19 protein-coding genes are annotated in these 16,920 nt (G+C 67.0%); 9 read left to right on the plus strand and 10 right to left on the minus strand.

What is annotated here, in order from left to right; genetic code table 11:
• Positions 1-23: 23 nt before the first annotated feature.
• Positions 24-962, minus strand: a complete 939-nt coding sequence (locus ACWJI7_RS11790; RefSeq protein ID WP_479938208.1) for a phytoene synthase — start codon at positions 960-962, stop codon at positions 24-26.
• Positions 959-2,353 (minus strand): 15-cis-phytoene desaturase, encoded by a 1,395-nt coding sequence (pds, locus tag ACWJI7_RS11795; protein ID WP_479938158.1) that lies wholly within the window; start codon positions 2,351-2,353, stop codon positions 959-961. Before pds ends, ACWJI7_RS11790 begins: the two co-directional genes overlap by 4 nt.
• A gap of 112 nt (positions 2,354-2,465) precedes the next feature.
• Between pds and ACWJI7_RS11800 the strand changes: the two genes are divergently transcribed.
• Entirely contained in the window at positions 2,466-2,816 is a 351-nt protein-coding gene (locus ACWJI7_RS11800; RefSeq protein ID WP_479938159.1) for an NAD(P)H-quinone oxidoreductase subunit M, read from the plus strand.
• Positions 2,813-3,544: a DUF3172 domain-containing protein gene (locus ACWJI7_RS11805; RefSeq protein ID WP_479938160.1), complete on the plus strand. Its 732-nt coding sequence runs from the start codon at positions 2,813-2,815 to the stop codon at positions 3,542-3,544. Before ACWJI7_RS11800 ends, ACWJI7_RS11805 begins: the two co-directional genes overlap by 4 nt.
• On the opposite strand, the gene ACWJI7_RS11810 is transcribed toward ACWJI7_RS11805, so the two are convergent.
• Positions 3,535-4,527, minus strand: coding sequence for a LysR substrate-binding domain-containing protein (locus ACWJI7_RS11810; RefSeq protein WP_479938161.1), 993 nt, complete (start codon positions 4,525-4,527; stop codon positions 3,535-3,537). The genes ACWJI7_RS11805 and ACWJI7_RS11810 overlap by 10 nt on opposite strands.
• A 232-nt stretch (positions 4,528-4,759) precedes the next feature.
• On the opposite strand from ACWJI7_RS11810, the gene ACWJI7_RS11815 reads away from it, so the two are divergent.
• The 6 genes from ACWJI7_RS11815 to ACWJI7_RS11840 all read left to right on the plus strand — a co-directional run bounded on the left by ACWJI7_RS11815 (position 4,760) and on the right by ACWJI7_RS11840 (position 12,056).
• Positions 4,760-5,464, plus strand: coding sequence for an NnrU family protein (locus ACWJI7_RS11815; protein ID WP_479938209.1), 705 nt, complete (start codon positions 4,760-4,762; stop codon positions 5,462-5,464).
• A gap of 116 nt (positions 5,465-5,580) precedes the next feature.
• Entirely contained in the window at positions 5,581-7,590 is a 2,010-nt protein-coding gene (locus ACWJI7_RS11820; protein ID WP_479938162.1) for an NAD(P)H-quinone oxidoreductase subunit 5, read from the plus strand.
• 99 nt (positions 7,591-7,689) lie between these two features.
• The gene (locus ACWJI7_RS11825; RefSeq protein WP_479938163.1) at positions 7,690-9,378 is read left to right on the plus strand and encodes an NAD(P)H-quinone oxidoreductase subunit 4; all 1,689 of its coding nucleotides are present in this window, start codon (positions 7,690-7,692) and stop codon (positions 9,376-9,378) included.
• Between the two features lie 126 nt (positions 9,379-9,504).
• Positions 9,505-9,876, plus strand: coding sequence for a LapA family protein (locus ACWJI7_RS11830; protein WP_479938164.1), 372 nt, complete (start codon positions 9,505-9,507; stop codon positions 9,874-9,876).
• A gap of 62 nt (positions 9,877-9,938) precedes the next feature.
• Positions 9,939-10,823, plus strand: a complete 885-nt coding sequence (locus ACWJI7_RS11835; protein ID WP_479938165.1) for a segregation/condensation protein A — start codon at positions 9,939-9,941, stop codon at positions 10,821-10,823.
• 48 nt (positions 10,824-10,871) lie between these two features.
• Positions 10,872-12,056, plus strand: coding sequence for a sugar phosphate nucleotidyltransferase (locus tag ACWJI7_RS11840; RefSeq protein ID WP_479938166.1), 1,185 nt, complete (start codon positions 10,872-10,874; stop codon positions 12,054-12,056).
• Here the strand turns inward: ACWJI7_RS11840 and ACWJI7_RS11845 are convergent.
• On the minus strand, positions 12,037-12,999 hold the full coding sequence (locus tag ACWJI7_RS11845; protein ID WP_479938167.1) for a methylenetetrahydrofolate reductase: 963 nt from the start codon (positions 12,997-12,999) through the stop codon (positions 12,037-12,039). The genes ACWJI7_RS11840 and ACWJI7_RS11845 overlap by 20 nt on opposite strands.
• Before the next feature lie 52 nt (positions 13,000-13,051).
• Between ACWJI7_RS11845 and pedR the strand changes: the two genes are divergently transcribed.
• The gene (gene pedR / locus ACWJI7_RS11850) at positions 13,052-13,321 is read left to right on the plus strand and encodes a photosynthetic electron transport-dependent transcriptional regulator PedR (RefSeq protein ID WP_479938210.1); all 270 of its coding nucleotides are present in this window, start codon (positions 13,052-13,054) and stop codon (positions 13,319-13,321) included.
• Positions 13,322-13,328: 7 nt separating this feature from the next.
• Here pedR and ACWJI7_RS11855 read toward each other — a convergent pair whose 3' ends face one another.
• The 6 genes from ACWJI7_RS11855 to ndhI all read right to left on the minus strand — a co-directional run bounded on the left by ACWJI7_RS11855 (position 13,329) and on the right by ndhI (position 16,851).
• A complete protein-coding gene (locus ACWJI7_RS11855) occupies positions 13,329-13,520 on the minus strand; it encodes a hypothetical protein (protein ID WP_479938168.1) in 192 nt (63 codons plus the stop codon).
• Positions 13,521-13,573: 53 nt separating this feature from the next.
• A complete protein-coding gene (locus ACWJI7_RS11860; RefSeq protein ID WP_479938211.1) occupies positions 13,574-14,152 on the minus strand; it encodes a CYTH domain-containing protein in 579 nt (192 codons plus the stop codon).
• A gap of 166 nt (positions 14,153-14,318) precedes the next feature.
• Complete coding sequence (locus tag ACWJI7_RS11865; protein WP_479938169.1) at positions 14,319-15,272, minus strand: NAD(+) kinase; 954 nt, start codon at positions 15,270-15,272, stop codon at positions 14,319-14,321.
• A gap of 15 nt (positions 15,273-15,287) precedes the next feature.
• Positions 15,288-15,617 carry an NADH-quinone oxidoreductase subunit NuoK gene (nuoK, locus tag ACWJI7_RS11870; RefSeq protein ID WP_479938170.1) on the minus strand — a complete coding sequence of 110 codons (330 nt, stop codon included), beginning with the start codon at positions 15,615-15,617 and terminating at the stop codon, positions 15,288-15,290.
• On the minus strand, positions 15,614-16,243 hold the full coding sequence (locus tag ACWJI7_RS11875) for an NADH-quinone oxidoreductase subunit J (protein WP_479938171.1): 630 nt from the start codon (positions 16,241-16,243) through the stop codon (positions 15,614-15,616). Before ACWJI7_RS11875 ends, nuoK begins: the two co-directional genes overlap by 4 nt.
• Positions 16,240-16,851 (minus strand): NAD(P)H-quinone oxidoreductase subunit I, encoded by a 612-nt coding sequence (gene ndhI / locus ACWJI7_RS11880; protein ID WP_479938172.1) that lies wholly within the window; start codon positions 16,849-16,851, stop codon positions 16,240-16,242. Before ndhI ends, ACWJI7_RS11875 begins: the two co-directional genes overlap by 4 nt.
• Positions 16,852-16,920: the final 69 nt, after the last annotated feature.

Genomic DNA, 16,920 nt, shown 5'->3' on the forward strand with positions numbered 1-16,920 from the left:
ATGGGAGCGGAGCGAGAGTGCCCTCAGCGGGCCTGGGCGATCAGGTAGGAGCGGGGCAGGTCAAGCAGCTTGAAGGCCCGCGGCACGTAGGCCCGGTGGTTGAACACGTCGTAGTCGAGACGCTCGATGCCATCGAGGATGGCCCGATACAGCCGCAGGGAGGCCCAGACGGGCCAGCGGGCATCCGCCGCCAGCCAGCGCACCCCGGCCTCGGAGCGGGCGAACCAGTGGCGGGCCCGGCTGAGCTGAAAGGCCATCAGCGCGCGCCAGTTGTCGTTGACCGTGCCGGCGATCAGCTCGGCCTCGCTGTAGCCGAAACGCTCCAGATCCTCCAGCGGCAAGTAGATCCGTCCGCGGCCGCGGTCCTCTCCCACATCCCGCAGGATGTTGGTGAGCTGGTTGGCGATGCCGAGGGCGACGGCGGCGGCCGAGGTGTCCGGTGGGGCACTCCAGGGGGCCGAGGTGTAAGCGGTGTCCAGCCCCATCACCTCCTGGGTCATCAGCCCCACGGTGCCGGCCACGCGGTAGCAGTAGAGCTCCAGGTCGGCGAAGCTGGCATAGCGATGGCGCTGGAGGTCCATGCGCTGGCCCTCGATCATGTCGAGATAGGCCTGCAGGGGCTGGGGATAGCGCGCCAGGGTGTCATGGAGCACCAGGTCGAGGCCGTCCTGGACCCTGCCGGCGAACAGGGCACGGGTGCGCTCCTCCCAGCAATCCAGCCGCTCCGCCAGCCGGTCCACCGGCAGCCCCTGGGCCTGGGGGCTGTCCATCAGTTCATCGGTGCGCCGGCACCACACGTAGATGGCCCAGATCGCCCGCCGCTTGGCCGGCGGCATCAGCAGGGTGCCGAGGTAGAAGGTCTTGGCCCAGCGGGCTGTTTCGGCGCGACAGGACTCGTAGGCCTCATCCAGACTCGGCAGGACACCGCAGGGGACCGTGGGGGGGGCACTCAGCACACTCAGAGCGCCACGGGGGCGGGAGAGCACCGTCGGCTCACGGCGTCCGCACAGAGCTTGCCGCTGAGCACGGCCCCCTCCATCGAAGCCAGGTAGCGCTGCATGGTGTAGTCACCGGCCAGAAAGAAGTTGGGGATCGGCGTGTCCTGCGACGGCCTGAGCTGCTGGCAGCCTGGCACCGTCTTGTAAACGGATTGCGGCGTCTTCACAACCCGTGCCTTGCGCAGGCGGGCCTGGTCGTCGCCGGTGAAATGGTCGGGGAAGAGCCGCTGCAGCTCCTGGAGGGTGGCCTCCACGATGGCGTCGTCGCTGCGACCGATCCACTCGGCGGCCGGCGCGAAGACCAGCTCCAGCATGGAGCGCTCCGGGTCGGCGTACTCCCGGCAGGTGTTGCTCATGTCGGCGTAGACGCTGAGCAGCGCGGAGCGGCTGAACAGGAGATGGTCGATGGCGGTGAGCTTGCGGTCGAACCAGAGATGGATGTTGATCACCGGAACCCCGTTCAGGCCATCCAGCTTGCGGAAAAAGGGGAGCTGTCTCCAGGGCTCGGGCAGCAGCCGCTTGAACGGGTCGACCGGCAGGGCGCTGACGTAGGCATCGGCCACGATCTCCCGGGGCTCCTGGCCCTTGATGCCGGCGATGCGGAACCCGACCACGGCCCCATCGTCCCCCAGCTGGATCTCCCGCAGCGGGCTGTCGAGATGGACCTCCCCGCCCCTGGAGCGGATGGACTCCACGATGGGCTCGCAGAGACGCTGGGGGGGATTGCCGTCCAGGAAGGCCATCTGCGAGCCGTTCTTCTCCTGGAGAAAACGGTTCAGGGCAGTGAGAACCACCGTGCTGGAGATCTCATCAGGATTGATGAAGTTCAGGGCCTTGCTCATGGCCATGAACACCTCATCATTCACCCGCTCCGGAATGTTGTGCAACTGCAGCCACTCGGTCCAGGAGTACTGGTCGCAGTCTTCGACGTAGGCCTGGCCGCGCAGCATGGCGGGCACGAGGCCGAGGCCGAAGCGGATCTTCTCGGGCCAGCTCAACATGTCGTTGTTGCCCAAGATGGCCGCCACGCCGTTGAGGGGGGCGGGGAGATCCGGGAAGTCGAAGCGGCTGTAGGTTCCGGGCACGTCCGTCTGGTTGAAGATCATGGCGTGCTCCTTCCACTGCAACCGGTCTTCGATGCCCAGCTCGGCGAAGAGCTGGAGCATGTTGGGATAGGCGCCAAAGAAGATATGGAGACCGGTCTCGTACCAATCACCGTCCTCATCCTGCCAGGCGGCCACTTTGCCGCCGAGCACGCCGCGGGCCTCGACGACCACGGGGGTATGGCCCGCATCGCAGAGGTACTTGGCGCAGGAGAGACCGGACAGGCCAGCTCCGGCGATGGCGACGCGCATGGGGGTGAACGGGGAGAGGGGCAACCTTAAAAGGGCCGGCCCAGCCAGCGCCGGCCGGGGAGTTCCTAAAGTCGGTTCCAGCGTGATCCCCCCTCTCCCGCACCCCCTCCCCATGGCCGCCGACAGCCTGCTCAAGTCCACCACCCGCCACGTGCGGATCTTCACCGCCCGGGTCGAAGACGGTGAGCTGCTGGCCGATCCTGGCCGCCTCACCCTGGATCTTGACCCCGATAACGAGTTCCTCTGGAACGAGGCGGTGCTGGGCACGGTGCAGCAGCGCTTCCGGGAGCTGGTGGCCTCCTTCGCCGGGGAAGAGCTCAGCGAATACAACCTGCGCCGCATCGGCTCCGAGCTCGAGGGAACGATTCGCCAGCTCCTGCAGGCCGGGTCACTCCGCTACAACCCAACGGCCCGGGTCCTGAATTATTCGATGGGTCTGCCCCGCAACCCCGACGCCTCGTGAGCCGCTCCCGCTTCGACCCCCCGGGCCGCAAGGCCCCACGCGGGCGGACCGGAACCGGTTACGCCACCAACGGCCGTGATCGCTACCTCAGCGACGAGCGCTTCGGCGATGACCCCTACGACGACGGCCCCCGCGGCCGCAGGCCCAACGGCCGCACCGCCGGCTCCGGCAACGGCGGCAATGGGGGGGGCGGCGGCAAGGGAGGGGGCGGCAACGGCGGCGGCGGCGCTCCGATTCAGATGAACGTGGCCACCATCGCCGTTCTGGCCGGCGTGCTGGTGCTGGGCATCGGCATCGGCACAGCCCTGTCGACGAACACCCCCGGCAACCAGGGCAACATCGCCAGCAGCCAGCAGCTGGATCTGGCCGTGCCGGACCCGGAATTCTGCAAGCAATGGGGAGCCAGCGCCTTCGTGATGGACGTGGAGCTCTACACGACCATGAACCCGAGCAGCAGTTTCGTGACCCAGCCCACCCTGCAACCCGGCTGTGTGATCCGGCGGGAGAACTGGAGCGTGCTGCAGAAGGAGGGCGCCGTGACTTCCGAGCAGATGCGCCAGTGCAAGCAACGCATGAATACCTTCGCCTACATCGGCTCCATCCGTGACAGACCGATCGTGCGCTGTGTCTATCAGACCGACATCAGTGGCAACAAGTTCCAGACCAGGGGCATCGCCGGCGCCGCCGATGACTCGGTGGGCATCACCCCGGAAGCCGATCAGTTCTGAGCGCCGGCCACGGCCTCGCTGCTGACGGGCACCCGGATCTGGGGCTGCCTCAGGGGGCTGTCCGGGCTGGCGAACACGGGCAGCACCTCTCGGCGGAAGGCTTCGGAGGCCCGGGAGCAGTAGCGGGCGGGATGGGAGATCAGCTTGAGCTGGCGCCGCACCAGCAGATCCGCCACGACCGGGCGGTGCAGGCTGCCGGTCGCCAGTTCCCGCTCGATCGACACCACCGGCAGGAAGGCCGCACCGAGGGCGCTCTGCACGGCGTTCTTGATCGCCTCGAAGGAATTCAGCTCCATCTCGATCTTGAGCCGTCCCACATCCAGCCCGGAGCGGGCCAGCAGCTGGTCCACCATCTTGCGGGTGGTGGACTGGGCATCGAGGCAGACGAACCCGAGCCGATAGAGATCATCCTTGTGCAGTTCGCTCAGCCGGGACAGCGGATGCTTGACCGGAAGCACCAGGGCCAGCTCGTCACTGGCGTAGGGCACCACCTGCAGCAGATCTCCCAGATCGGATGGCAGCTCACCACCGATGATGGCCAGGTCCACCTGGCCGTTGGCCACGCTCCAGCTGGTGCGGCGGGTGCTGTGCACCTGCAGCTGCACCGCCACATCGGGATACTTCTGGCGGAACAGGCCGATCATCCTGGGCATCAGGTAGGTGCCCGTGGTCTGGCTGGCCCCCACGATCAGGGAGCCACCCCGGAGGTTGTGGAGATCATCGAGGGCCCGGCAGGCCTCCTGGCACTGGCTGAGGATCCGGTCGCAGTAGCTGAGCAGCAGATGGCCCGCCTCGGTGAGCTGCGCCTTGCGACCGCCCCGATCGAACAGGGAGACATCCAGCTGTTTCTCGAGGTTCTGGATCTGCAGACTCACCGCCGGCTGGGTGACGTAGAGGCTGTCGGCAGCCTTTTTGAAGCTGCCCTCGCTGGCGATGGCCCGCAGGATTCGAAGCTGATCGAGGGTGAAGGGCAAATCAGCCATGGGGTGGGCTCGGCAGGGCCTGGCTCCGGCTGGATCCGTGGACTCTAGAAGGAAACCCTCTGCACCACTGGCTCCCCAGCCCAGCCGTCACAGGCGCTCCGCCAGACTCTGCCCCTGCCGAGGCCGCCCGTTGCCGTTGCCCCTTCCCGGCCTAGCCCTGTTGATCCCCGCCTTCGCCGGCAGCGGGGGAGAACCCCTGCGGCTGGCCCTGGCCCCCCATCGCTCCAGCCTGATGATGCTGGCCCTGCTGCTGGGGTTCGCCGTGCTCCACAGCGGCGGCGCCGCCCTGAGGCCCTGGGCCGAAGCGCGGGTGGGGGCACGGGCCTGGCGGCTGCTGTTCGCGGCGGTGAGCATTCCGGCGGCGGTGGTCCTGGTGGGCTTCTTCATCGCCCACCGCTACGAGGGCCTCCGGCTCTGGAACCTGCAGGGCACTCCGGGGTTGATTCCGCTGATCTGGGTGGGCACGGCGATCAGCTTCTTCTTTCTCTACCCCGCCACCTACAACCTGCTGGAGATCCCCGCGCTGCTCCGGCCCCAGGTGCGCCTCTACGCCAGCGGCATCATCCGGATCAGCCGCCATCCCCAGGCGGTGGGCCAGGTGCTCTGGTGCGCCACCCACCTGCTCTGGATCGGCAGCAGCTTCATGCTGGTCACCTGCGCGGGGCTGATCGGGCACCATCTCTTCGCCATCTGGCACGGTGACCGGAGGCTGCGCGCCCGCTTCGGGGCGGCCTTCGAGGAGCTGAACGCCAGCACCTCCGTCCTGCCCTTCCGCGCCGTCCTCGACGGTCGCCAGCAGCTGGTCTGGGCCGAGTTCCTGAGGCCCGCCCAACTGGGCATCGCCATCGCCATCGCCCTGATCTGGTGGAGCCACCGCTTCCTCGGCCTGGCCGCTCAGGCCTTCCTGGCCGGACCACTGGGCGCCTGGCTGGGCTGAGCCAGTGTGCTGACAGGCGCACAGGCCGGGCGGATGGCCCCTGATCTCGGTCCCACACAGAGTGCGACCGGCCGGGGGAGGCTGCCTACACTCCGTGGGCCCGTAACCGGAGCTGGATGACGTCGGCTGCTGAACTCGCCTGGTTGATTCCCGTGCTGCCCCTGGCGGGGGCCGCGATCACCGGCCTCGGCCTGATCAGCTTCAACCGCACCGTCAACCGGCTGCGCAAGCCGGTGGCCCTGCTGCTGATCAGTTGTGTCGGGGCGGCGGCGGTGCTGAGCTTCGCGGTGCTGGCCGAACAGCTGGCCGGTGCTCCCGCCACCGAGATGTTGTTCAACTGGGCCAGCGCCGGCAGCTTCAACCTGCAGATGGGCTTCCGTGTCGACGCCCTCGGGGCCGTGATGCTGGCGCTCGTCACTACCATCGCCCTGCTGGTGATGGTCTATTCCGATGGCTACATGGCCCACGACAAGGGCTATGTGCGCTTCTTCACCTATCTGGCCCTGTTCAGCAGCTCGATGCTGGGGTTGGTGATCAGCCCCAACCTGCTGGAGATCTACGTCTTCTGGGAGCTGGTGGGCATGTGCTCCTACCTGCTGGTGGGCTTCTGGTACGACCGCGACGGCGCCGCCAACGCCGCCCAGAAGGCCTTCGTGGTGAACCGGGTGGGAGATTTCGGGCTCCTGCTCGGAATTCTTGGTCTCTTCTGGGCCACCGGAAGCTTCGGCTTCGAGGAGATCGGCACTGGCCTGGCCGAAGCGGTGGCGGGGGGAAGCGTGCCCAATGCCGCCGCCGTGCTCCTCTGCCTGCTGGTGTTCATGGGCCCGATGGCCAAATCGGCCCAGTTCCCCCTGCACGTGTGGCTGCCCGACGCCATGGAAGGCCCCACACCGATCTCCGCCCTGATCCACGCTGCCACCATGGTGGCGGCCGGCGTGTTCCTGGTGGCCCGGCTGCAGCCCCTGTACCACCTGTTCCCCCAGGTTCAGGTGGTGATCGCCGTGATCGGCACCATCACCTGCTTTCTGGGGGCTTCGGTGGCCCTCACCCAGATGGATCTGAAAAAGGGGCTGGCCTACAGCACCGTGTCGCAGCTCGGCTACATGATGCTGGCCATGGGCTGCGGGGCCCCGGTGGCCGGCATGTTCCACCTGGTGACCCACGCCTTCTTCAAGGCGATGCTGTTCCTCTGCTCCGGTTCGGTGATCCACGCGATGGAGGAGGTGGTGGGCCATGAGCCCGTCCTGGCCCAGGACATGCGGCTGATGGGCGGCCTGCGCCAGTTCATGCCCGTCACGGCGATCACCTTCCTGGTGGGCTGCGTGGCGATCAGCGGCATCCCTCCCCTGGCGGGCTTCTGGAGCAAGGACGAGATCCTCGGTCAGGCCTTCAACACCTATCCGCTGCTCTGGGCCGTCGGCTTTCTCACCGCCGGCATGACCGCCTTCTACATGTTCCGGCTCTATTTCCTCACCTTCGAAGGGCCCTTCCGCGGCACCGACCTGGCGGTCCGCACCGAACTGCTCGCCGCGGCCGGGCGGGGATCGGCCGACTCCGGCGAGGCGGAGCCTGGGGATCACGCCTCCCACCCCCACGAATCCGGCTGGCAGATGGCGGTCCCACTGGTGGTGCTGGCCGTCCCCTCGGCCCTGATCGGCCTGCTCGGAACCCCCTGGAACAGCCGCTTCGGAGCGCTGCTCGATCCGGCCGAGGCCGCGGAGATGGCCGGCGCCTTCAGCTGGGGCGAGTTTCTGCCCCTGGCGGGGGCTTCGGTGGCGATCTCCACCACCGGCATCGTGGTGGCGGTGCTGGCCTACGCGCTCCACCGGCTCGATCTGGCCACCCTGGTGGCCGGGCGGTTTCCCACGATCAACGCCTTTCTGGCCAACAAGTGGTATCTCGACGCGATCAACGACGCCCTGTTCGTCAAGGGCAGCCGCCGGCTGGCCCGCCAGGTGCTGGAGGTGGACGCCAAGGTGGTCGACGGGGTGGTGAACCTCACCGGCCTGCTGACCCTGGGCAGCGGCGAGGGCCTCAAATACTTCGAAACCGGCCGGGCCCAGTTCTATGCGCTGATCGTGTTCGGGGGGGTGATCTCCCTGGTGGTGCTCTTCAGCAGTTTCTGATCAGGCCTCCCGCGCGGCCCGCTGTGTGTGTCATCCCTTATCTGGGAGCGATCCAGGCAGACCGTATTTCTACACTCCGCCCAGAACCGCTTCCCACCAGTGCCGCTCGACCCAGCCGTTGCAACGGGCGCCCTGACCGCTGCCGGTGCCGCCACCCCCTTCCCCTGGCTGAGTGTCTCGATCCTGCTGCCGATCGCGGCGGCCCTGCTGATCCCCTTCATTCCCGATCCGGGTGATGGCAAGACGATCCGCTGGTATGCCCTCGGGGTGGCGCTCACCACCTTCCTGGTCACCGCCGGCGCCTACCTGAACGGCTACGACCCGTCGGTGGCCGGGCTGCAGCTGATCGAGCGGGTGGAGTGGGTGCCCGATCTGGGCCTGGCCTGGTCGGTGGGGGCCGACGGGCTCTCGATGCCCCTGATCCTGCTCACCAGCTTCATCACCGCCCTGGCGGTTCTGGCCGCCTGGCCCGTCACCTTCAAGCCCCGGCTGTTCTATTTCCTGATCCTGGCCATGGACGGCGGCCAGATCGCCGTCTTCGCCGTGCAGGACATGCTCCTGTTCTTCCTGGCCTGGGAGCTGGAGCTGCTGCCGGTCTACCTGCTGCTGGCGATCTGGGGGGCCAAGAAGCGTCAGTACGCCGCCACCAAGTTCATTCTGTACACGGCGGGCGGCTCGGTCTTCATCCTGCTGGCGGCCCTGGCCATGGGCTTCCAGGGGGGCGGCACCCCCAGCTTCGAGTTCACCACCCTGGCGGCCAAGGAGTTCTCCACCCGCTTCCAGCTGCTGGCCTACGCCGGCCTGCTGATCGCCTTCGGGGTCAAACTTCCGATCGTGCCGTTGCACACCTGGCTGCCGGATGCCCACGGCGAAGCCACCGCACCGGTGCACATGCTGCTGGCCGGCATCCTGCTGAAGATGGGGGGCTACGCCCTGCTGCGCTTCAACGTGCAACTGCTGCCGGAGGCCCACGCCCAGTTCGCGCCCCTGCTGGTGGTGCTGGGGGTGGTGAACATCATCTATGCCGCGCTCACCTCCTTCGCCCAGCGCAACCTGAAGCGCAAGATCGCCTACAGCTCGATCAGCCACATGGGCTTCGTGCTGATCGGCATCGGCAGCTTCAGTGCCCTCGGCACCAGCGGCGCCATGCTGCAGATGGTGAGTCATGGGCTGATCGGCGCCAGCCTCTTCTTCCTGGTGGGCGCCACCTACGACCGCACCCACACCCTGCAGCTCGATGAGATGGGCGGTGTGGGCCAGAAGATGCGCAAGATGTTCGCCCTCTGGACCGTGTGCTCCCTGGCCTCCCTGGCCCTGCCCGGCATGAGCGGTTTCGTCAGCGAGCTGATGGTCTTCGCCGGTTTCGTCACCAGCGAGGCCTACGCCCTCAGCTTCCGCATCGTGATCGCGGCCCTGGCGGCCGTGGGGGTGATCCTCACCCCGATCTACCTCCTCTCGATGCTGCGCGAGATCTTCTTCGGCAAGGAGAACCCGGAGCTGGCCGCCCACACCAAACTGGTGGATGCCGAGCCGCGCGAAATCTACGTGATCTCCTGCCTGCTGGTGCCGATCATCGGCATCGGCCTCTACCCCCGGCTGATGACCGACAGCTACCGCGCCTCGATCGAGGCCCTGGTGCTTCGGGAGGATGCCGCCATGGCCCGTGTGCTCGGACCCAACCCCAACGGTCCGATCCGCCAGCCTCTCCCGGCCGACTGGCTCTCCCCGGCCGTGCTGAAACCGCCGGCCCCGCTTCTCGCCCCCCTGAGTGCCCCCCGCCTGCGCTGAGCCGGCGAGCGGTTACGAAACCCTGCGGTTGCCCGGCCGCCTGTGGAGAAGCCAAGCACCATGCGTACGCTCCCAGCCACCACCCCCGCGGACTCCGCGACCGGTTCCCCTTCCCCGCCAGGATCCATGCGTCAGCTGAACTTCCTGCTGATCTTCAGCTTCGGTCTGGCCACGGTGATGTTCACCCTGGAGAACACCGCCCCCACCACCGTTCGGTTCCTGCCGGGCGTCTGCGCCACCCTCCCCCTGGCCGCCATGCTCCTGGTGGTGGGCGGCATCGGCGCCACCGCCGCCTGGGTGTTCGCCGTCTGGACGGGTGTGGTCCGCAAGGTGGAGCAGCTGCAGGAGCAGACGGAGCTGGAAGCCCAGCAGGTGCGCATCCGTGAACTCGAGGCCGATGTGCAGCGCTACCGGGCCACGGTGGATGCCCAGCTCAGCCTCCTGCCCGCGGCGGGTGAGAGTTCTGCCCCCGGCGGCCCGATCGCGTCGGGCGGCTGAGGCGCCTGCCCCTGGCTGGCACCGGCCGGACCAGGTACGTTGCGGCCAGAGTGGGAGACCCCGTGTCCGAAGCCGGCGCCCGCCTGGCGATCCGTCTGCTCCAGGATGCCGCCGTGCGAGGCGATCTCGATCCCTGGGACGTCGATGTGATTGCCGTGGTCGATGGCTTTCTCGACCAGCTGCGCCAGCGCATCGCCCTGGCACCTGCCCTGACGGCCTCCGCCGCCCGGGCAGCGGCAGGTGGCAGCTATGAGCATGACCTGGCGGCCACCAGCGAAGCCTTTCTGGCCGCCTCGGTGCTGGTGAGCCTCAAGGCGGAAGTGCTGGAGCGGCAGACCTTCCCCGTCGAGGTCCTGCTGGAGGACCCCTTCGAGGAGGAGGCCCCCGAAACCGAGGGGGTCGGCGGCGGTCTCGAACTCCCCCACCGGCCAGAGCGGCACCTGCTGCGGCGTCCGGTGGCGCCACCCCCGCTGCAACGGCCCGTCACGCTCGGGGAACTGATCCGGCAGCTCGAGACCATCGCTGAGCGCCTGGAGCAGGACGATGGCACGGCCCGGCATCGCCCCAGGCCGCGCCGCTACAGCGAGCGGGCCGCGATCGAACAGGTGGCGGCCCTGGCCCACCGGGAGAAACTGCCCGAAACCACGGCGGCCCTCAGCCGGTTTCTGCTGCACTGGAACGAATCCGGCGACTGGGTCAGTTTCGAGCTACTGGTGGAGGCCTGGTCCGCCGCCGCGCCGGCGGACCTGGACCAGGACCGGGTGGGGGTGTTCTGGGCCCTGCTCTTCCTCTGCTCCCAGGGCCGGGTGGACCTCCGCCAGGAGGGGGACCTGTTCGGCCCCCTGGACCTGCGGAGCCACCGGGAGGCCCAGGTCGAACCCTCGCCCTCCCTCGCGGCGGTGCCGGTGCCAGCTTCCCCGCCGGCTCGGCAAGCGTGGGCGGCCTGAAGGGCTTCATTAGGGTGTAAGGCACCGTTCTGAAGCAGACTGGCGCCCATGAAGGCGATGATCCTTGCGGCGGGCAAGGGAACACGGGTGCGTCCCATCACGCACACGATTCCCAAGCCGATGATCCCGATCCTGCAGAAACCCGTGATGGAGTTCCTGCTGGAGTTGCTGCGGGAGCACGGCTTCACCGAAGTCATGGTCAACGTCTCCCATCTGGCCGCAGAGATTGAGAATTACTTCCGCGATGGCCAGCGCTTCGGCGTCGAAATCGCCTACAGCTTCGAAGGCCGGATTGAAGACGGCGAACTGATCGGCGAAGCGCTCGGTTCCGCCGGTGGTCTCAAAAAGGTTCAGACCTTTCAGCCTTTCTTTGACGACACCTTCGTGGTGCTCTGCGGCGATGCCCTGATTGATCTTGATCTCACCGAAGCGGTGCGTCGCCATAAGGAGAAAGGGGCACTTGCCAGCCTTGTCACCAAACGGGTGCCCAAGGATCAGGTCAGCAGCTATGGTGTGGTGGTAACGGATGCTGATTCAAGGGTGCTCAGCTTCCAGGAGAAGCCGTCCCTCAAGGATGCCGCCAGCGACATGATCAACACCGGCATCTACATCTTCGAGCCGGAAGTGCTCGATCACATTCCCGCTGGTATTCCTTTCGATATCGGAGCCGACCTGTTCCCGAGGCTGGTGGCTGCAGGTGCACCGTTCTATGCCCTGCCGATGGATTTCGAATGGGTGGACATCGGCAAGGTGCCCGATTACTGGCAGGCAATCCGCAGTGTGCTGCTGGGCAAGGTCCGCCAGGTCAAGACCCCGGGACGCGAGGTGCGCCCGGGCGTGTTCGCCGGCCTGAATGTGGCGGCCGACTGGGACCGCATCAACGTCACAGGCCCGATCTATGTGGGAGGCATGAGCCGGATCGAACCGGGCGTCACCCTCATCGGACCGGCGATGATCGGGCCGAGTTGTCACATCTGTGAAGGAGCCACGATCGACAACTCGATCATCTTCGATTACTCCCGCATCGGCCAGGGAGTCCGGCTGGTGGAGAAGCTGGTGTTCGGCCGCTACTGCGTCGATCGCAACGGTGACCACTTCGATCTGCAGGAAGCCGCCCTCGACTGGCTGATCACCGATGTGCGGCGTCAGGACGTCGCCCAGCCATCCCCGGAACAGAAGGCCCTGGCGGAACTGCTGGGCACCGATTTCGCCGTCAGCAAGGGCCCGCTCTGAGCGCGGGGCGCGGCAGCTCCTGCCCACGGCCGCTCAGCACCGGCTCAATCCCGGCCCTGGACAGGATCTGGGGAATGCGCTCTTCGGCCTTCACCGCCATCAGATGCACCCCCTGGGCGATACCGCGGTAGAGGCTCACCTGTTCCGCCGCGATGGCCACCCCCTCCGCGGCGGGGTCGGCGGCGGCGGCGAGACGATCGATCACGGCCTGGGGGATCGAAGCCCCCGGCACCACCCGGTTGATGAACAGGGCATTGCGGGCCGATTTGAGCAGAAACACCCCGGCCAGCACCGGCAGACCCAGCGGGGCCGTGATCTCGTCGCAGAAGCGCCGCAGGGCATCGGCATCCATCACCATCTGGGTCTGCAGAAAGCGGGCCCCCGCCTCCTGCTTGCGCCGCACCCGCTCCCGCAGGCCGCTCCAGCTGGGGGACTGGGGGTCGGCGGCCGCCCCGGGGAAGAGGGCCGTGGGGCCATCGGGAAGCCGGCCCTCCACGGGGTCGAGGCCGCGGTTGCAGCGATCCACCAGCTGCAACAGGCGCACCGACTCCAGATCGTTGACCGGCCGGGCTCCGGGTTGATCGCCCGCCTGCACCGGATCCCCGGTGAGGCAGAGCACGTTCCTGATCCCAAGCGCATGGGCACCGAGCAGCTCGGCCTGGAGTGCTATGCGGTTGCGATCCCGGCAAGCGAGCTGGAGCACCGGTTCGAGCTCGTTGTCCAGCAGCAGGCGGCAGAGGGCCAGGCTGCTCATGCGCATCACGGCCCGACTGCCGTCGGTGACATTGACCGCATGGACCAGGCCCTTGAGCCGGCGGGCGACCGTGAGGGTGCGAGACGGATCGCCACCCCGGGGCGGGGTGACCTCGGCCGTGACCGCGAACTGATCGCTCCGCAGAGCCTGTTGCAGCAGCAATGGGGAAGGGGCTGGGGCCGGCCCCATCATGCGGCAGCGCTCGCTGATTACAGTGGGAATCCAAGGACTGGGTGCCTGGATGTCCGATCGATACGATCTCGGCGAGTTGCGCTCCAGCCTGTCCGAACGCGAACTGGAGATCATCGAATTGGTGGCCACTGGCCTGACCAATCAGGAGATTGCCCTCAAACTGATGATCAGCAAGCGGACGGTAGACAATCACGTCAGCAATATCTTCACCAAAACAGGGGCGAAGAACCGCGTGGGTCTGCTGAACTGGGCGATGGACAACGGCAAGATCTGCCGGGACGGCTTCAATTGCTGCCACCTGCCGGCCAGCGAGCCCTGATCGGCCGCTAGCGGCTGTGGAACGGATCCAGCAGCGCCCCCAGGGGAGCATGCCGCTGGAGCTGGGAATCCTCCGGACTGAGCGCTTCCAGGCTGTAAATCTCAGGGCTGAGACCGAACAGATCGGCATAGTCGAGGCAGTCGGCCCGATCACGGCCGGCGAAGCGAAGCACGCCCTGGTGGTCGTAGAGGCCAATCACAGCAAGGGACCCGTGGCGAGGGGGAACAGAAAGGGAAGAAATCCTGAAATATCCTAGGGGTTGCCTGGCCCGCCCCCGTCCCCGGGACGCATCAGGTCATCGATCAGATGCTGGCGCTCGGCGGCGGGCCAGTGGCTCAGGGGCCGGCGGGCCAGGGCCGCATTGCTGAGCTCCGGGCGGTCGGTGATCTCGCGCCCGCACCAGGGGGGCACCACCACGGCCTGATCCTCGCTCTCCAGTTCCACTTCGACCAGCTGCAGTGGCGCGTTCTCCGCTTCGAATCGGTCCAGAACCCAGTCACCACCCGGAAGATCGAGGCCATACCGCCACTTGCGCAGTTGATGGGAGGCGAGCTCCAGCAGGCCCTCCGCATCGGCCGGTGGAATCAGGTATTCGAACTCATGACGGGCGAAGCCGCCGGCGTCAGCTTTGAGGGTGAGCCAGCCTTGGCGCCCCTCCTCCGGGCTGGTTTCCAGGTCAGAGGAGGGGCTGGCCTCCCGCAGCCGGACCCGCACGGTGACCCCTTCGGGGGAGGCCGCCAGATAGCCCTGGCGCAGCCGGCTGCACCGGCGGACATGGGGCCGCCAGCCCTCACCCGTGACCAGAAACCTCCGCTCGATCTCCAGCGCCACCGTCGATCCGCCGTGTTCCTGAGCCATCCTCGCCTGACCGATCTTCGCCTGCTGGCGCAGGCCTACCTGAACCAGCCGCTCGGGTCGCCCCAGCAGCCCCTGATCCTGGATCCACGCCGCTTCCGTCGCCACTGGCGGGTTGAGCGCCTGGAGCATTGCCACCGGCTCAGTTGGGAGAAGGCTCAGCGGCCGTGAGGTCACCGGCCCAGTGGAGCTTGTGGCTGAGGGTGCGGTAGTAGGAGGGATTCTGTTCCAGCCGCACCATCAGGGCGTAATGGCGGGATCGCTGGACAACGCAGCGCTCACCCGGCTCGATCACGGTGGCGTGGGCCCCATCCTTCCAGAGCTTCACCCGGCGGCTGGGATCCCCGAGGGGCCAGACCGCCAGCCTGGAGCGGGGCGGCACCACCACGGGGCGGCTGGACAGGCTCATCGGGCAGATCGGGTTCACCACGATGGCATCGATGCCGGGGTGAAGAATCGGCCCCCCTGCCGCCATGGCATAGCCCGTGGAGCCGGTGGAGGTGGCGATGATCAATCCGTCACCGCGGAACTGATCGACCACCTCGCCGTCGATCTCCAGTTCCAGGAGGCAGGTGGGGGAGAGCTCATCGAAGCAGGGCCGAAAATAGAAGTCGTTGAGGGCGCGGTGCACGGTCTCAGCGTTGGGGCCGGCGTCCCAGCTTTCGCCATCGAGGAGGCCGTCCCCCCGATCGACGGCGGCGGCCAGCATCATGCGCCGCTCCAGGGCGAAGCGATCATCCCGCAGGCGCTGCCAGAGATTGTCCTCGGCGCTGGCGGAGGCGAGGACGAGGAGCTTGCGTTCATGGGTGAGGAAACCGAGGTGTCCTCCCACGTTGAAGCTGAGAATCGGCACATCCAGGGGACCGAGGTGTCGGGCGGCGCCGAGCACGGTGCCATCCCCGCCGAGCACCACGGTGAGATCGGGCAAGCCGGCTTCGCTGGCCAGCAGGCCCGGAAACGGATTGGAGCCCGCGCCAGAGGTCGCGGATGTCACCCTCACGCCCTGGGCGCGCAGATCCTCCGCACAGCGCCTGGATTGACGGTGGGCCGCCTGGCTGCCGGCCCGCACGATCAACCAGACCGTCTCAAGCTGCATGAACGGGACGAGCGGTCACCAACGCAGCAGATTGAACTGCTCCATATCCACGGTTTCGCGGTTGCGATAGAGGGAGAGCAGGATCGCCAGACCGACGGCCGCCTCCGCCGCTGCCACGGTGATCACGAAGATGGCGAACACCTGGCCACGGATCTGGATCCCATCGAGATAACTTGAGAACGCCATCAGGTTGATGTTCACGGCATTGAGCATCAGCTCGATGCTCATCAGCACCCGCACGGCGTTCCGGCTGTTGATCAGGCCCCATACCCCTGTGCAGAACAGGATTGCCGCCAGAACGAGGTAGGCCTGGAGGGACACCTGGAAACCATCGGCGGCAGTCATCGGCTGGTCTCCACAAGGGCGGGGGGGTCGGAATCGGTGTCCAGTAGCAAAGGGGTGCGGGCCTTCTCGATCAGGCCCTGATCGGCGGATTCGCCGGTGATCACATCACTGCTGAAGACATCTCGGCGGGCCAGCACAATGGCACCGATCATCGCCATCAGCAGCAACACGGAGGCCAGCTCAAAGGGGAGAAGGTAATCCGTGAACAGATGCACGCCGATGGTGACCGTGGCGTCGTCGCCGATGGGGGTGGGCCCGGGCAGGGCCCAGGGCGTGGTGAGGTCCACCCTCAGGAGCAGCAGGAACAGGCCGAGGCAGACCCCACCGGAAAGAATCCGCCTGAGGCCGAGGCCAGGAATCTCGGCGAGGGTCTCCTTCTTGTTCACGAGCATGATCGCAAACAGGATCAGCACATTCACCGCACCGACGTAGACGAGCACCTGGGCCGCCGCCACGAAGCTGGCGTTGAGCAGCAGGTACAGGCCGGCCACCGAGAGAAAGACCCCGGCCAGCAGGAAGGCGGAATAGACGATGTTGGGGAGCAGCACGACCCCCAACGCCCCGATCACCATGGTGGCCGACAGGGCGAGGAAGCAGATCAGCTGGGTGGTGGAGGCGATCGTCATGAGGAGGACCCGGCTGAACCGGGGGCCTGGGTGGCGTCGGGCGCCACCTGCTCGGGCAGCCGGCCCGCCCGGGGACGGGCGGGATCGATGCCATGGGGGTCGACCTCTCCCTTGGGGAGATAGCCCAGCTCCCGCAGGGGCACCACCGCCGGATCGTCGCTGACACTGGTGGGCAGGCGGCCGAGGGCGACATTGTCGTAGTTGAGGCTGTGGCGATCAAAGGCCGCCAGCTCATATTCCTCGGTCATGGACAGGCAGTTGGTCGGGCAGTATTCAACGCAATTGCCACAGAAGATACACACCCCAAAATCGATCGAGTAGTTGCTCAACTCCTTCTTCTTCGTCTGCTTGTTCATGGTCCAATCCACCACCGGCAGGTTGATGGGACAGACCCGCACGCACACCTCACAGGCGATGCACTTGTCGAACTCGAAATGGATCCGACCGCGGTACCGCTCGGAGGGGATCAATTTCTCGTAGGGGTACTGAACCGTGACAGGGCGGCGGCGCAGATGGTCGAAGGTGACCGACAGGCCCTGGGTGATGTAAGAGGCGGCGCCAACGGCGTCCTTCGTGTAGTCACCGACCTTCTGGAGGAATCCGAACATGGCTGGGGAAGTCGGAAGGGTGGATGGGCGGGAGGTGGAGCATGGGGCCGGGGAGTGGGGTAGGAGCCG

Source organism: Cryptocyanus atlanticus LEGE 06306 (genome assembly GCF_056633155.1).

What these genes read in the sequence shown, in the direction of transcription:
- pds (WP_479938158.1), bottom strand. Translation starts at nt 2,353, where the DNA reads ATGCGCGTCGCCATCGCCGGAGCTGGCCTGTCCGGTCTCTCCTGCGCC.
- ACWJI7_RS11800 (WP_479938159.1), top strand. Translation starts at nt 2,466, where the DNA reads ATGGCCGCCGACAGCCTGCTCAAGTCCACCACCCGCCACGTGCGGATC.
- ACWJI7_RS11810 (WP_479938161.1), bottom strand. Translation starts at nt 4,527, where the DNA reads ATGGCTGATTTGCCCTTCACCCTCGATCAGCTTCGAATCCTGCGGGCC.
- ACWJI7_RS11815 (WP_479938209.1), top strand. Translation starts at nt 4,760, where the DNA reads ATGATGCTGGCCCTGCTGCTGGGGTTCGCCGTGCTCCACAGCGGCGGC.
- ACWJI7_RS11820 (WP_479938162.1), top strand. Translation starts at nt 5,581, where the DNA reads ATGACGTCGGCTGCTGAACTCGCCTGGTTGATTCCCGTGCTGCCCCTG.
- ACWJI7_RS11830 (WP_479938164.1), top strand. Translation starts at nt 9,505, where the DNA reads ATGCGTCAGCTGAACTTCCTGCTGATCTTCAGCTTCGGTCTGGCCACG.
- ACWJI7_RS11840 (WP_479938166.1), top strand. Translation starts at nt 10,872, where the DNA reads ATGAAGGCGATGATCCTTGCGGCGGGCAAGGGAACACGGGTGCGTCCC.
- ACWJI7_RS11845 (WP_479938167.1), bottom strand. Translation starts at nt 12,999, where the DNA reads ATGGGGCCGGCCCCAGCCCCTTCCCCATTGCTGCTGCAACAGGCTCTG.
- pedR (WP_479938210.1), top strand. Translation starts at nt 13,052, where the DNA reads ATGTCCGATCGATACGATCTCGGCGAGTTGCGCTCCAGCCTGTCCGAA.
- ACWJI7_RS11865 (WP_479938169.1), bottom strand. Translation starts at nt 15,272, where the DNA reads ATGCAGCTTGAGACGGTCTGGTTGATCGTGCGGGCCGGCAGCCAGGCG.
- nuoK (WP_479938170.1), bottom strand. Translation starts at nt 15,617, where the DNA reads ATGACTGCCGCCGATGGTTTCCAGGTGTCCCTCCAGGCCTACCTCGTT.
- ACWJI7_RS11875 (WP_479938171.1), bottom strand. Translation starts at nt 16,243, where the DNA reads ATGACGATCGCCTCCACCACCCAGCTGATCTGCTTCCTCGCCCTGTCG.
- ndhI (WP_479938172.1), bottom strand. Translation starts at nt 16,851, where the DNA reads ATGTTCGGATTCCTCCAGAAGGTCGGTGACTACACGAAGGACGCCGTT.